This window comes from Agromyces cerinus, from assembly GCF_016907835.1.
Lineage (GTDB): Bacteria > Actinomycetota > Actinomycetes > Actinomycetales > Microbacteriaceae > Agromyces > Agromyces nitratus.
In genome coordinates, this window is record NZ_JAFBCT010000001.1 from 3,514,602 (window position 1) to 3,528,498 (window position 13,897).

Consider the following 13,897-nt stretch of genomic DNA (forward strand, 5'->3'; position numbering starts at 1 on the left):
GCCTCAGCCTCTCCGGTCTTCGGCACGCGGTGCCGGTTGCTGACCCTGCTCGGGGGACTCGAGCCGGGCCTTCTCGTCGATGAGCCACTCTGTGGCGGATGCGATGTGTTCGGTCGTCGCACGTCGGGCGCGTGCCGGGTCGACGCCGCGGATCGACTCGATCACCTCGACCCGTGCCTGCCTACTGCGGTCACGATACGCCTGTTCGCGCAGGCACAGCCAGAGCAGCGGTCCGGATTCCGCCTGCAGGCGGAGCTCTTCGTGCACCAGCCGCGGCGACTGGCTCACCGCAGCGATCTCGAGCTGGAAGCGACCCACCGCACGCCGGGCGCCGCCGGCGGAGCCGAGGTCGGCGCGCGCGTCGATCTCGACGAGGCTCGCGAGGTCGTCATCGCTCGCACGGTCGGCCGCGACCTCTGCCGCCATGCCGGCGATCGCGGCGTAGTGCAGCGAGAGGTCGCGAAGCTCGATGCGGCTGAGGGCTCGCACGCGCGCGTCGATCATGCGCATCGAGGCGTCGCGGTCGTGGGTCACGAAGCTGCCGCCGTCGCGCCCGCGCCGGGTGAGCACGAGCCCCTTGTCGCGGAGGGCGACGAGCGCCTCGCGGGCGGTGACGACGGCGACGCCGAGGCTCTTCGCGAGCTCCGACTCGCTGGGCAGTCGCTCGCCGTCGCGCAGCACGCCTGCGACGATCGCATCCGTCAGTCGCTGCTCGACGAGCTCTGCGCGACCGGCGCCTTCGAGGGGCGAGAACACGACCGCGCGCGTCGCATCGGAGCGGCTGGTGGCCTGCGGCATCCGACCTCCCGCGTCTGTCTCGGCGAATCCGTGACATGACCGTAACACGGGGGTATGGACATTTACATCTGGAGTCATATGATTCTGGACAGACGAACATCTGGTTTCAGATGTTTGAGGTCGCATCGAAGGAGATGTCCATGACCGACACGCAGCCGGCCATCCGCCTCACCGCACTCACCAAGGAGTTCGGCGCGGTCACCGCGGTCGATCACGTCGACCTCGAGATCGGCGCCGGCGAGTTCTTCTCGATGCTCGGGCCCTCCGGGTCGGGCAAGACCACGGTGCTGCGGCTCATCGCCGGCTTCGAGCAGCCGACGGGCGGCACGGTCGAGCTCTTCGGGCAGGATGTCACGAAGCGGGCGCCGTTCGACCGCGACGTGAACACGGTGTTCCAGGACTACGCGCTGTTCCCGCACATGAGCGTGCTCGACAACGTCGCCTACGGGCTTCGCGTGCGCGGCCTCGGGCGCAAGGAGCGGAACGAGCGGGCGCTCCGGGCCCTCGCCTCCGTGCGACTCGAGCAGATGGCCGGCCGCAAGCCCTCGCAGCTCTCGGGCGGGCAGCGCCAGCGCGTCGCCCTCGCGCGGGCCACCGTCGTGCAGCCGAAAGTGCTGCTGCTCGACGAGCCCCTCGGCGCCCTCGACCTCAAGCTCCGCGAGCAGATGCAGGTCGAGCTGAAGCAGATCCAGCGCGAGCTCGGCATCACCTTCATCTTCGTCACGCACGACCAGGAGGAGGCACTCACCCTCTCCGACCGCATCGCCGTGTTCAACGACGGCCGCATCGAGCAGCTCGGCACCCCGGCCGAGCTGTACGAGCGCCCCGCATCGCGCTTCGTCGCCGACTTCGTCGGCACCTCGAACCTCTTCGACACCGAGCGGTCGCGCACGATCCTCGGCCGCGACGGCCATCACTCCGTGCGCCCCGAGAAGATGACGGTCTCCAGTGCCGGCCTCCACCAACCCGGGGTCGTCGACGTTCCCGGCACCATCGTCGAGGCCATCTACCTCGGCAGTGGTGTGCGTCTCGTCGTCGACCTCGACGACGGCACCCGGGTCACCGTGCTCGAGCAGAACGACCGGGGCCGCCTGCACGACGACGAGCGCGGCGACCGCGTGGTCGTCTCGTGGCATGACGACGACGTCGTGCCCCTCGGCATCGAGGTGCTGCCGGGCATCTCCGGCTGAGACACCACCAGCGACCAGCACCACTCGGCACCACACAGCACACCAGGAAGAGGAGAGAACCATGAAGCGCACCACGCACACGGCACGCCGCGGCGCGACCGTGGGCCTCGCGATCGCCTCGATCGCGATGCTCACCGCCTGCGGCACGACGTCGGGAGGCGGTGACGGCGGCGGCGAGGCCGCCACCGAACTCGGCGAGATGGAGGGTCAGGTCTCGCTGCTCGCCTGGCCCGGCTACGTCGAGGACGGCACGAACGACCCTGCCGTCGACTGGGTCACGCCCTTCGAGGAGGACACCGGTTGCGAGGTCACCACCAAGACCTTCGGCACCTCCGATGAGGCGCTGAACCTCATGAAGACCGGCGACTACGACGTGGTCTCCGCATCGGGCGACGCCTCCCTCCGCCTCGTCGCCGCGGGCGACGTCGCACCCGTCAACACCGACCTCATTCCGAACTACGAGAACATCTACCCGTTCCTCAAGGACCAGGCGTGGAACTCGGTCGACGGTGTGGCCTACGGCGTGCCCCACGGCTACGGCGCGAACCTGCTCATGTACAACACCGAGGTCTTCCCGACCGCGCCCACCTCGTGGGACGTCGTGTTCGACGGCTCGAGCGAGTACGCCGGCCAGGTGACGGCCTACGACTCGCCGATCTACATCGCGGATGCCGCGGTCTACCTCATGGCGCACAACCCCGAGCTCGGCATCGAGAACCCCTACTCCCTCGATGAGGAGCAACTCGCCGCAGCGGTCGATCTGCTGAAGCAGCAGCGCGAGAACATCGGCGAGTACTGGTCCGACTACCTCAAGGAGATCCAGGCCTTCACGACCGGCGACACCGTCGTCGGCACGAGCTGGCAGGTCATCGAGAACGTGCTCGAGAGCGAGGGCGTCCCGACCGACGTCGTGCTGCCCGAAGAGGGCACGACCGGATGGTCCGACACCTGGATGATCGCGTCGGAGTCGAAGAACCCGAACTGCGCCTACGCCTGGCTCGACTACATCGCGAGCCCTGAGGCGAACGCGGCGGCCACGTCGTACTTCGGCGAGGCCCCCTCGAGCGACGAGGCCTGCGAGTACCGCGAGGACTGCGAGGCGTACCACGCCGGCGACGCCGACTACGCATCGCAGATCTGGTACTGGTCGACCCCGATCGAGGAGTGCCTCGACGGGCGCACCGACGTGAAGTGCACCGACTACGCCGCGTGGACGCAGGCGTGGCAGGAGATCAAGGGCTGACCCCGCCCACCGCGGGCCGAGGGAGACCTCGCAAGGGATCCCCCGGCCCGCGGCATCCGCTCATTCGACCTGACAGGACACGCATTTGACGCACGCGACCGTGCCCCGCCCGAGGGAGACCCCGGCCCGCCGGGTCTCCGTCTTCCTCAGCACGCACCCCCGCGCCCGGCTCGGGCTGCTGCTCAGCGCCCCGCTGTTCTGGCTCGGCATCGTCTACATCGTCGCCCTCGTGCTGCTGCTCGTCACGGCGTTCTGGTCGGTCGACAGCTTCACGGGCGAGATCACCCAGGAGTGGACCCTCGACAACATCATCGAGGTCGTCACCGGCTCGCTCTACCAGACGGTGACGCTGCGCACCTTGGGCGTCGCGCTCGCGGTGACCCTCATCGACGTGGCACTCGCGCTGCCGATCGCATTCTTCATGGCGAAGGTGGCGACCCCGCGGATGCAGCGGATCCTGCTCATCGCGGTGCTGACGCCGCTGTGGGCGAGCTACCTCGTGAAGGCCTATGCGTGGCGCTCGGTGCTCTCGCAGGACGGCATCCTCGAGTGGCTGCTCGCGCCGTTCGGCGGCAGCACACCCGGCTACGGGCTGCCCGCGACCATCATCACGCTGTCCTACCTGTGGCTGCCCTACGTGATCCTCCCGATCTACGCGGGGCTCGAGCGGGTGCCCGACTCGTTGCTCGAGGCCTCCTCCGATCTCGGCGGGCGCACCTGGCCGACGCTGCGGCTCGTGGTCTTCCCGCTCGTGCTTCCGGCGATCATCGCGGGCACGATCTTCAGCTTCGCGCTCTCGCTCGGCGACTACATCACGGTGAACATCGTCGGCGGCGCGAACCAGATGCTCGGAAACCTCGTCTACACGAACGTCGGCGCGGCGAACAACCTGCCCCTCGCCTCGGCGATCGCGCTCATCCCGATCGTGATCATCTTCGGCTACCTCTTCCTCGTGCGTCGCACCGGCGCGCTCGACAACCTCTAGGGGCGACGGATGCGACTCTCCCGACTCTCACGCACGACGCTCGGCATCGTGACCGGCGTGATCCTGCTGGTCGTCTACGTGCCGCTCTTCGTCGTGCTCGTGAACTCGTTCTCGACGTCGACGTCGCTGACCTGGCCGCCGCCCGGCTTCACGCTCGAGTGGTGGGGCCGCGCATTCCAGAGTGCCGGCGCCATGGAGGCGGTCGCGACGAGCGTGCAGATCGCGATCATCGCGACGATCATCTCGCTCGTGCTGGGCACGCTCATCTCGCTCGCCCTGCAGCGCTTCGAGTTCTTCGGGCGCGAGGCGATCAGCCTGCTCGTCATCCTGCCGATCGCACTGCCCGGCATCATCACCGGTATCGCGCTCAACAACTTCTTCCGCACGATCATGGGGGTGCCGCTCTCGATCTGGACCGTCGTGATCGCGCACGCGACCTTCTGCATCGTCACGGTGTTCAACAACGTGATCGCGCGGCTCCGCCGACAGGGCACGAACCTCGAGGAGGCCTCCGCCGACCTCGGGGCCGGGGTGTGGACGACGTTCCGGCTCGTGACCTTCCCGCAGCTGCGCTCTGCGCTGCTCGCCGGCGGCCTGCTCGCCTTCGCGCTCTCGTTCGACGAGATCATCGTGACGACGTTCACGGCGGGCTCGGGGGTGACGACGCTGCCCATCTTCATCCTGAACAACATGTTCCGGCCGAACCAGGCGCCGATCGTCTCGGTGATCGCGGTCGTGCTCGTGCTCGTCTCGATCATCCCGATCTACATCGCGCAGCGACTCTCGGGGTCGGAGGCCGAGAAGCGCTGAGGGCGAACGAACGGATGTCGCAGCAGACGAGGGACCCGCCGGTGGCGGGTCCCTCGTGGTGTGGATCGGTCGATCGATCAGCCGCGGTTGCGGCCGTGGCCGTGGCGGTCGTGCCCGCCCCGCCCGTGGTCACCGCGCTCGTGCGGGTGGCCGTGCTGACCGGCATCGCCGTGCACGTGCACGTGGACATGCACGTCGTTGCGGGAAGCGCCGTGGCCGTGGCCGCACGGGCCGTGGCCCTCGCCGTGGCCGCGACCGTGCCAGTCGCCATGGCGTCGGCCGTGGCCCTCGCCGTGGCCCTCGCCGTCGTGGCGTCGACTGAAGCCTTCGCCGCCATGGCGCCGGCCGAAGCCGCGGTGGTGTCGACGCGGCATCCGCTCGCCTTCGACCCAGCCGAGCTCGCCGGCGATCGCCTCGAGCGAGGCCATGGTCGTGGCGAAGTCCTCGGGGCTGACGGCCCCGGCGACCTTCGCGCGGAGTGTTGCGACGCGCTCGTGCAGTGATGCGCGGGCGGCCTCACCGGCCTCGGTCAGGCGCCAGGCGCCGGGCTCGCCCTCGACCCAGCCGCGGCCGACGAGGGGCTCGACGCGCTCGGGGTGCGCTGCGAGCTTCTCGCTCATGCGGGGGTCGGCGACGGTGCCGGCGATCAGGTTGAGTCGGCGCCAGTCGCGCCGCGTGATGCCCTCTTCGGCGAAGAGGTCGCGCATGGCCTCGTCGAGGCGGCGGTCGATGACCCGGAGCCAGAAGCCGAAGGGGCGGGGGCTCGCGGAGTTGTCGTCGGTGTTCTGAGTGTTGTCGGGGGTGGTCATGGGTGTTCCTTTCGTGACGCGGAGCGCGTCGGTGTCGCAGGCGGCGCTGGAGGCTCGCCCGCAGGGGGCGGGTGCGCTCGGGCGGCGTCGCCTCAGTCGGCGTTCGCTGCGACCCGGGTGGAGCACCCGATCAATTGCATGCACTGTAGCATGCATATGTACACTGACATACATGAACGCATCGAGTCAAGTCCCTCCCGGAGAACACTCAGGGTCGGATGCCGCGGGCTCCGCCCCGAACGACCCGATCACGTCGATCGAGCAGGCCCTCGTCACGATGCGGCGCGACCAGGAGCGGCGGCGGCTGCAGCGGCGGGCCGAGCACTTCGGCCAGGAGGGCCATGACGGGCACGGCGGCGACCACGGGCACGGGCACGGGCACGGCGGGCCCTGGTCGGGGGAGCGCCCCCGGCACCCCGACCACGATCCCCACGAGCACGACGAGCACGACGAGCACGACGAGAACGCCGAGCACGACGGTCATCGAGGCCGCCGCGGTGGCGGGCGCGGAGGCCCGGAGGGCTGGGGCGGCCGAGGTCGCGGCCGCGGCCCGGGTGGCGGCCCCGGCCGGCACGCGCTCGCACACGCGGCTCGCTTCCGCCTGCTCGATGCCCTCGAGGGTGCGGAGCACCCGCCGTCGGTGAGCGAGCTCGCCGAGGCGATCGGCGTCGATCAGCCGCGGGCGAGCCGGCTCGTGCAGGCGGCCGTCGAGGCGGGGCATGTGCGCCGCGAGGCGGACCCATCCGATGCCCGCCGCAGCGCCCTCGTGCTCACGGCCTCCGGCCGGAAGCTCCTCGAGAGCGCGCGCGACACGCGCCGCGGGGCCGTCGAGACCGCGCTCGCCGCGTTCACCCCCGAGGAGACCGCCGAGTTCGCACGCCTGCTCTCCCGCTTCATCGCCGACTGGCCGCGCGACTAGGCGCGGCCAGTCGGCGCATCAGAGCGCGTGCAGCGCCGGCTCCGCCGTGGAATGCTGCAATCGAGCGAGACGCGGGGCTGCGAGGCATCCGCACAGGAGGGAACCCCGTGGCCACAGCCCATGACGACGTGCGCGGCAAGCCGGCCGCCGAGCGCGCCCTTCGCCCGCAGGCCCGCACCACCGAGCGCCGCGAAGCCGTGCTGAAGGCCGCGATGAACGTCTTCGGCGCTCGCGGGTACAACAAGGGCGCGCTCGTCGAGGTGGCCGAGCAGGCCGGCATGACCCACGCCGGCGTGCTGCACCACTTCGGCAGCAAGGAGGGGCTGCTCGTCGCGATGCTGAAGTACCGCGACGGCGAGGAGGTCGCCGGCGTGCCGGCCCGAGCGCAGACCGAGGGCCCGGCGTTCCTGCAGCACCTCGTCGACACGGTCGAGGAGAACACGCACCGCCGCGGCGTCGTGCAGGCCTACTCCGTGCTCTCGGGGGAGTCGGTCACCGACGGGCATCCGGCGCACGAGTACTTCCAGGTGCGCCTCGACGTGCTGCGCGAGAAGATCGCGGGCGTGCTCGGCGAGGTGACCGGCAACACCGATCCCGACGACCTCTCCGACTCGGCCTCCGCCCTGATCGCCGTCATGGACGGCCTGCAGGTGCAGTGGCTCCTGAACCCCGACGCCGTCGACATGACCCGCATCGTGAGCCGCATGCTCGACGAGATCGTCGCCCGCCTGCGTGCGCGGGCGGGCGACTGATCGCTACCTCGTCGGCGCGTTCGCCTTCACGGGGATGAGCAGCCCGAGGCCCAGCGCGATCACGAGCACGATGCCGAGGATGCCGTAGTACGGCTCGCCGCCGATCGTGACGAAGAGCGCGAAGGCGGTCGGCGCGAGGAAGCTCACCGCGCGTCCGGTCGTCGCGTAGAGGCCGAAGACCTCGCCCTCGCGGCCGGCGGGGATCAGCCGGGCGAGGAACGTGCGGCTCGCCGACTGGGCCGGGCCGACGAAGAGGCAGAGCGCGAGCCCCGCGGTCCAGAACACGATCTGGCCGCCGTCGTGCAGGAAGAAGACGAGCAGCCCGCTCACCACCAGCCCGATGAGGGCTGCCATGATCACGGGCTTCGCGCCGAGCTTGTCGTCGAGCGCGCCGACCGCGATCGTCGAGATGCCCGCGACGACGTTGGCCGCGATCGCGAAGATGATGACCTCGCCGGCCGAGAACCCGAAGACGGATGCCGCGAGCACGCCGCCGAACGTGAAGACGCCCGCGAGCCCGTCGCGGAACACCGCGCTCGCCAGCAGGAACCAGACCGTGTTGCGCTGCTCCTTCCAGAGCCGCTTGATGTCGCGGCCGAGGCGGGCGTACGAGGCGAAGAAGCCGATCTTCTCGCGCTCGACGGCGGCGGGGTTGCGGTACTCGGGCACCGCGAAGAGCACGGGCAGGGCGAACAGGCCGAACCACAGGGCGGAGACGAGCATCGTCACGCGCACGTCCATGCCGTTGTCGCCGGTGACGCCGAAGAGGCCGACCTCGGGCTGGATGAAGCCGAAGTAGACGACGAGCAGCAGCACGATGCCGCCGACGTAGCCCATGCCCCAGCCGAACCCCGAGACCTTGCCGATCGAGCGCGGCGTCGAGACCTGCACGAGCATCGCGTTGTAGTTGACGCCCGCGAACTCGAAGAAGACGTTGCCGGCGGCCACCAGGAACAGGCCGAGCATCAGGTACTCGGGGCCGGGCTGCACGAAGAACATCGCGACGGTGATGGCCACGACGATGTAGGTGTTGACCGCGAGCCAGAACTTGCGGCGACCGCTCGTGTCGGAGCGCTGACCGGTGATCGGTGCGAGCAGCGCGATGAGCAGGCCGGCGATCGCGAGCGCCCAGCCGAGCTGCGCCTCGACGGTGCCCTTCGGTCCGAACGACTCGCTCGTGAGGTAGACCGTGAACACGAACGTCGTGACGACCGCGTTGAACGCCGCCGATCCCCAGTCCCAGAGGCCCCACGCGAAGATGCGGCCTTTGCGGGCGCCGGCCTCGGCCACCGCCTCGACCTGCCCGGTCGCGACGCCGATCGTCGCCGCGGCGCCGTCGGCAGGGGTGAGATGCGACGGCGGGAAGTTGCGGGGCGCTTCGGGCGAGCGCGGCGCGTCGGGGTCGGTCATGGCTGCAGTCTCGTTCTCTCAGGTGAACAGCGGGTGGCGGATGCCGCCGCCGGGCGTTGCCCGGTCGGCACGCTCGCACGAGCCGGGGTCCTCATCGACCCGTGGGCACTGTATCGCTGCATCGCACCCCACCGCTCACGGCTCGCGGCCTGAGCGGCCGCGAGCCGTGAGTCGGCTACTGCAGTTCGAGCACCTCTCGGAGGATCGGGTTGTAGCTGCCGAAGTGCAGCACGCCGGATTGGAGCATCACCGAGGGCTGGTAGTTCGCGTCGTAGTCTGCCGGGGCCTGGTAGCTGCCGTCGCCCTGGTGGGTGTCCTCGAGCCAGCCTTCGGCCTGAAGCTCGTCGAGCCAGGCCTGGCCCTGGTCTCCCACCTCGAGTCGCGCATACCAGACCGAGACATCGCTGTTCGGCTTCGTCCACACGCAGATGAGTGCGCCCTCGTCGGCCATGCGCTCCATGACGGGGCCGAGCAGGTACGGGTCCTCCTCCTTGAGGCTGAGACCGTCTTCGGCGAGGCGCGTGTACTCGGCGTCGGTGAACACGGTGTCGCAGCTCGGCCCGGCGGCCGGAGGGTCGACCGGCGTCTCGGCCGCAGGTGCCGACGGTTCGACGCTCGCCACGGTCTCTGCGGCGGCGCCGGAGGCGGAGGTTTCGGGTGCGCTCGCGCCGCACCCGGTCAGGACGAGGGCGAGTGCGCCGGCGGCGATCGCCGCGAGGATTTCGGTTCGAGATGCCATGATCCAGAGAATAGGAACATATCTTCCCATTCGCAACGGGTGTGCTCGAATCGTGACCCGCGTTCAGGGGTAGCCCTGAGAGGACGAGCCCCGAACGCCCGCGGCTCAGCTGTAGACCTCCGCGATCAGCTCGCCGAACAACTGCTCGGCGTCGCACTCGAGGCGCTGCCGCGTGAACCAGTCGCAGACGTTGCGGCAGTCGCGATGCAGCAGGTCGAAGCCCTGCGGATTCGACACCACGTCGACGACCTGTGGCAGGTCGATCGCGACCATGCGGCCGTCGTGCACGAGCAGGTTGTACGGCGAGAGGTCGCCATGCGCGAGCCCAGAGCGAGCGAGCGTGCGCATGAACTCGACGACCTGGTGGAACAGCTCGCGCAGCTCGTCGGGGGTGGCGCGAACCTGCGCGAGGCGCGGGGCTGCGACACGACCGTCGCCGATGAACTCCATGAGCACCTCGGTGCCGCTCACCTGCACCGGGTAGGGCACGGATGCCCCGAGCTCGGTGAGTCGCGACAGAGCCTCGAACTCGGCGGCGGCCCACTGCACGCGAGCGACTGCGCGGCCGAACGTCGTGCCCTTCGCGAGCGCGCGGGCGTCGCGACTGCGGCGGGTGCTGCGGCCCTCGGTGTAGACGGTCGAGCGGTGGAAGTCGCTGTGCTCGCTGCCGCGGTACCGCTTGGCGGCGAGCAGCACGTGCCTGCCGAGGGTGCCGGGCTCGGCATCGGGAACCGCGCGTTCGATGAGGTAGAGGTCGGCCTCCTTGCCGGTCTTGACGACACCGAGTTCGGTGTCGATCGCCGCGGCATCCGTGACGAGCCAATCGGGTCGCGGCTGCGGGCCGCGTTCGAGCGGAGTGGTGGCCGGCCAGGTCGACCAGCGTTGGCCCTCGCCCGGCTCAGTGGTCTGGAAGGCGAGGTCGCCCGCGTCGAATCGCGGGGTCGTGAAGGCAGGGGATGCCGCGTGCGCACGCACGACGGCGGATTCGTCGAGAGACGAGGTGATGTGCAAGGTGGATCTCCGAAGGTCGCGGAGGCCACCGGGCCGCTTAGCGGGTGGAGGCCTCGCAAGTGAAGGGAACGTGGAGGTTCACGACAACGACAGCCATGATCGACTCCTTTCTTCACCGGATGCACCGGAGCGGGTGCTGCGCGAAACGGCAGCTTCGGCAGCTTAGGGCCTTTCGTCCGTCGCGTCCAGTGTTCGGTCCCGCCCGGGTCGTCGAACGCCCGTCCTCCCGTGGGCCGCGGTAGGGTCGGCGCCATGCAGGGCGACGTGGGGCACGAGGCATCCGTCACCGTGGTGCTGGTCGAAGGCAACAGCGACCGGCTCGCGGTCGCGGCGCTCGCGGCGCGGCTCGGGCACGATCTCGCCTCGGCGGGTGTGCGAGTCGTCTCGATGGACGGCGTGACGAATCTGCACCACCACCTCGGGGAGATCGCCGGTCGACGAACACGGCCGCGCGTGCTCGGGCTGTTCGACGCGGCAGAGATCGGGTACGTGCGACGCGCCGTCGATGATGCCGACCTCGGCTCGGCGGCCACGCTCGACGAGCTCGCCGGGCTCGGATTCTTCGCGTGCGACCCCGACCTCGAGGGCGAGCTGATCCGTGCGCTCGGCGTCGACCGCATGCAGCAACTGCTCGCCGAGCACGGCGAGATCGCGCGCTTCCGCGGGTTCCAGCATCAGCCCGCACAGCGCGGGCGGGCCACTGATGCGCAGCTCCGCCGGTTCCTCGGCACCCACGCCGGGCGCAAGGCGCGGTTCGCACCGCTCATGATCGACGCCCTCGACGAGTCCCGCATCCCGGCGGCGATGCGGGCGCTCATCGAGACCGCGGTCGAGCGGGAGACGACGTCGAAGGCGGCGTCAGCGACGCACCGCTGACCGGCCGCTGCGCTGCGTCGGCACTCTCGCCGACGCGGTACCCGGATTCCGGCGACGTCCTCGGGCTCAGCGCGGCACGACGACCGTCGGGTCGGCGACCTCGATGACCACCGGGCTCGCGCTCGGATCGGCGCCGGCATCGGCGATGCGCCAGACCCGCACTTCCGTGCCGACCCCCGGCACCTGCGTCTGCAGCAACGGGCGGCCCGATGAGGTGCGCGGCCGCCAGGTCCCGCGCAGTGTTCCCGCGTTGCCGAGCGCCACGACGAGGTCGAAGGAGGAGACCGAGCCGTCGTCGGAGAGCGCGATCCGCCGATCCGTCACGCTGCCCTGCTCGGCTCGAGCGTGGTGCCGGTGCTCCTGCCAGGTCTCCTGCATCGCACGCTCGGTGCCGGCCTCCTGGATCGAGCCGATCAGGATCGCCCACAGGGTGATCGGAATACCGCTGATCATGACGGTGAAGATCAGGTTGAACCACCAACCCGGTGTCTCGTCGGTCCAGAGCAGCACGAGAGCGACGGCGGCGGCCGCCGTCGCGACCAGGCCGGCGAGTGCGAACATCACCCGGCCGGGGGTGCGCATCCGCTTCGGGAACCACAGCGCCTCCGGTGCGTTCTCCGCGGTGTCGAATCGTTCGAGCAGGTGCACGACACGGCCGGCGGTGTCGTCGGAGGACGGCTTCAACATGGCCGCATCGTAGCTCCTGAAAGGGAACGGGTCGTGAACGGGCTCTTCCGCTGGGAGCCACGATGTGATTCAGTGAGCCATGGAACCGAACGGGGCCCCCGGGGGGCGGTTCAACGGGCGTCTCGCCATATTGCTCGCGATGGCCATGTTCGTGCTGGTCGTCGACACTTCGCTCATGAACGTGTCGATCTCGGCAGTCGTGCGCGATCTCGACACCACGGTGAGCGGCGTGCAGGGCGCGATCGCGCTCGAAGCACTCGTCTCGGCCGCGTTCATCCTGATCGGCGGCAAGACCGGCGACCTGATCGGGCGCAAGCTCGCCTACATCCTCGGTCTGCTCGGCTACGCGATCGGCGCGATCGCGATGGTCTTCGCGCAGGACCTCACGGCGATCATCATCTTCTGGGCGTTCATCGGCGGCATCGGTGCGTCACTGCTGCTGCCCGCGATGCAGTCGCTCATCCACGGCAACTTCGAGGGCGCGCACCAGACCCGGGTGTACGCGCTGGTGGGGGCATCCGCCGCCATCGCCGCCGCCGTCGGACCGCTCCTCGGCGGGTTCATCACGACCTTCCTCTCCTGGCGGGTCGGCTTCGCACTCGAAGCGGTGATCATCGCGGTCGTGCTCGCCGGCATCGGCCTCGTGAAGGACGTGCCGTACCACGGCGACCGTTCGATCGACCTCGTCGGGGCGATGCTGTCGATCGTGGGCATGGGCGGCGTCGTCACCGGCATCCTCGTGTGGCAGGAGGGCGGCGGGTACGTCGGTCTGATCATCGGCATCGGCGTGCTCGGACTCGGCCTGCTCGTGTTCTGGCTGCGCAGTCGCAAACGCCGCGGCAAGCCGACCCTGCTCGACCCGACGCTCTTCGAGTCGAAGATGTTCAGGTCGGGTGCGAGCGGGCAGCTGCTGCAGCAGATCGCCCTCGGCGGCACGATGATCGTGCTGCCCATCTACCTGCAGATGGTCTTCGAGTACAACGCACTGCAGGCGGGGCTGTCGATCGCGCCACTGTCGCTCAGCATGTTCGTCGTGGCGCTGCTCGCGGGTCGCGGACTCAAGCGGCGCCCGGCGAACATCATCCTCTGGGGATTCGCCCTCGTCGTCGTGGGCATCGTCATCCTCGTGCCGATCGTGCCGATCGCCGACTCGGGTTGGTATCTGACGATCCCGCTCATCATCGCCGGTTGCGGACTGGGCCTGCTCGTCTCCCAGCTGAACAACTACACGCTTTCGCCGATCTCCGACGAACGGGTCAGCGAGGCTGCCGGCGTGAACTCTGCTGCGGGCTCCTTCGGCCTCTCGTTCGGGCTCGCCTTCGCCGGCGCGATCATGCTCGCGACGCTCGCCTTCACGTTCACCGCGAGCGCAGAGGCGAGCTCGGTGCTCAGCCCCGACGAGCAGCAGCAGGTCTCGTCGGTGCTCGAGGAGGATGCCGAGATCATGACGAACACCGGGCTCGAGGAGCTCCTCGTCGGTCAGACGCCCGAGGTGCAGGCGGAGATCCTGCGCATCAACACCGATTCCCGCTTCATCGCCCTGCAGATCGCCCTGCTCGTGCCGATCCTCGCCGGCCTCCTCGGCATCGCGAACGCGCTGCGGATGCGGCGGCTCCCCGACCCGAAGCCCTCGGCGTCGGCCGAGGGTGCAGCGCTCGGCTGATCACC

The 13,897-nt window shown here is 69.8% G+C and carries 15 protein-coding genes; 8 read left to right on the forward strand and 7 right to left on the reverse strand.

Annotated elements, in window-relative coordinates:
• Positions 1-3 precede the first annotated feature (3 nt).
• Positions 4-798, reverse strand: coding sequence for a FadR/GntR family transcriptional regulator (locus tag JOE59_RS16395; protein ID WP_204462338.1), 795 nt, complete (start codon positions 796-798; stop codon positions 4-6).
• Positions 799-938: 140 nt separating this feature from the next.
• On the opposite strand from JOE59_RS16395, the gene JOE59_RS16400 reads away from it, so the two are divergent.
• From JOE59_RS16400 to JOE59_RS16415, 4 genes are all read left to right on the forward strand, one after another.
• Entirely contained in the window at positions 939-1,988 is a 1,050-nt protein-coding gene (locus JOE59_RS16400; RefSeq protein ID WP_204462340.1) for an ABC transporter ATP-binding protein, read from the forward strand.
• A 61-nt stretch (positions 1,989-2,049) separates the two neighbouring features.
• A complete protein-coding gene (locus tag JOE59_RS16405) occupies positions 2,050-3,231 on the forward strand; it encodes an ABC transporter substrate-binding protein (RefSeq protein ID WP_179551542.1) in 1,182 nt (393 codons plus the stop codon).
• A gap of 85 nt (positions 3,232-3,316) precedes the next feature.
• Entirely contained in the window at positions 3,317-4,216 is a 900-nt protein-coding gene (locus JOE59_RS16410) for an ABC transporter permease (RefSeq protein ID WP_218889904.1), read from the forward strand.
• A gap of 9 nt (positions 4,217-4,225) precedes the next feature.
• Positions 4,226-5,026 carry an ABC transporter permease gene (locus JOE59_RS16415; RefSeq protein ID WP_179551541.1) on the forward strand — a complete coding sequence of 267 codons (801 nt, stop codon included), beginning with the start codon at positions 4,226-4,228 and terminating at the stop codon, positions 5,024-5,026.
• 77 nt (positions 5,027-5,103) lie between these two features.
• On the opposite strand, the gene JOE59_RS19015 is transcribed toward JOE59_RS16415, so the two are convergent.
• Together JOE59_RS19015 and JOE59_RS18880 are read right to left on the reverse strand one after the other, a co-directional pair.
• Entirely contained in the window at positions 5,104-5,835 is a 732-nt protein-coding gene (locus JOE59_RS19015; protein ID WP_204462342.1) for a MarR family winged helix-turn-helix transcriptional regulator, read from the reverse strand.
• A 208-nt stretch (positions 5,836-6,043) separates the two neighbouring features.
• Entirely contained in the window at positions 6,044-6,466 is a 423-nt protein-coding gene (locus JOE59_RS18880; protein ID WP_239561250.1) for a hypothetical protein, read from the reverse strand.
• Between the two features lie 9 nt (positions 6,467-6,475).
• Here JOE59_RS18880 and JOE59_RS18885 point away from each other — a divergent pair, with 9 nt between their 5' ends.
• A complete protein-coding gene (locus JOE59_RS18885) occupies positions 6,476-6,754 on the forward strand; it encodes a MarR family winged helix-turn-helix transcriptional regulator (protein WP_234980824.1) in 279 nt (92 codons plus the stop codon).
• A 107-nt stretch (positions 6,755-6,861) separates the two neighbouring features.
• Complete coding sequence (locus tag JOE59_RS16430; protein WP_204462344.1) at positions 6,862-7,506, forward strand: TetR/AcrR family transcriptional regulator; 645 nt, start codon at positions 6,862-6,864, stop codon at positions 7,504-7,506.
• Positions 7,507-7,509: 3 nt separating this feature from the next.
• On the opposite strand, the gene JOE59_RS16435 is transcribed toward JOE59_RS16430, so the two are convergent.
• The 3 genes from JOE59_RS16435 to JOE59_RS16445 all read right to left on the reverse strand — a co-directional run bounded on the left by JOE59_RS16435 (position 7,510) and on the right by JOE59_RS16445 (position 10,666).
• Entirely contained in the window at positions 7,510-8,916 is a 1,407-nt protein-coding gene (locus tag JOE59_RS16435; protein ID WP_204462345.1) for an MFS transporter, read from the reverse strand.
• A gap of 175 nt (positions 8,917-9,091) precedes the next feature.
• Positions 9,092-9,655 (reverse strand): hypothetical protein, encoded by a 564-nt coding sequence (locus JOE59_RS16440; protein ID WP_204462346.1) that lies wholly within the window; start codon positions 9,653-9,655, stop codon positions 9,092-9,094.
• 105 nt (positions 9,656-9,760) lie between these two features.
• A complete protein-coding gene (locus JOE59_RS16445; RefSeq protein ID WP_239560332.1) occupies positions 9,761-10,666 on the reverse strand; it encodes a serine protein kinase RIO in 906 nt (301 codons plus the stop codon).
• 252 nt (positions 10,667-10,918) lie between these two features.
• Between JOE59_RS16445 and JOE59_RS16450 the strand changes: the two genes are divergently transcribed.
• Positions 10,919-11,542: a TOPRIM nucleotidyl transferase/hydrolase domain-containing protein gene (locus tag JOE59_RS16450; RefSeq protein WP_204462347.1), complete on the forward strand. Its 624-nt coding sequence runs from the start codon at positions 10,919-10,921 to the stop codon at positions 11,540-11,542.
• A gap of 66 nt (positions 11,543-11,608) precedes the next feature.
• Here the strand turns inward: JOE59_RS16450 and JOE59_RS16455 are convergent, their stop codons facing one another.
• Positions 11,609-12,229, reverse strand: a complete 621-nt coding sequence (locus JOE59_RS16455; RefSeq protein WP_239560333.1) for a hypothetical protein — start codon at positions 12,227-12,229, stop codon at positions 11,609-11,611.
• Positions 12,230-12,308: 79 nt separating this feature from the next.
• On the opposite strand from JOE59_RS16455, the gene JOE59_RS16460 reads away from it, so the two are divergent.
• Positions 12,309-13,892 (forward strand): MFS transporter, encoded by a 1,584-nt coding sequence (locus JOE59_RS16460; protein ID WP_204462348.1) that lies wholly within the window; start codon positions 12,309-12,311, stop codon positions 13,890-13,892.
• Positions 13,893-13,897 lie beyond the last annotated feature (5 nt).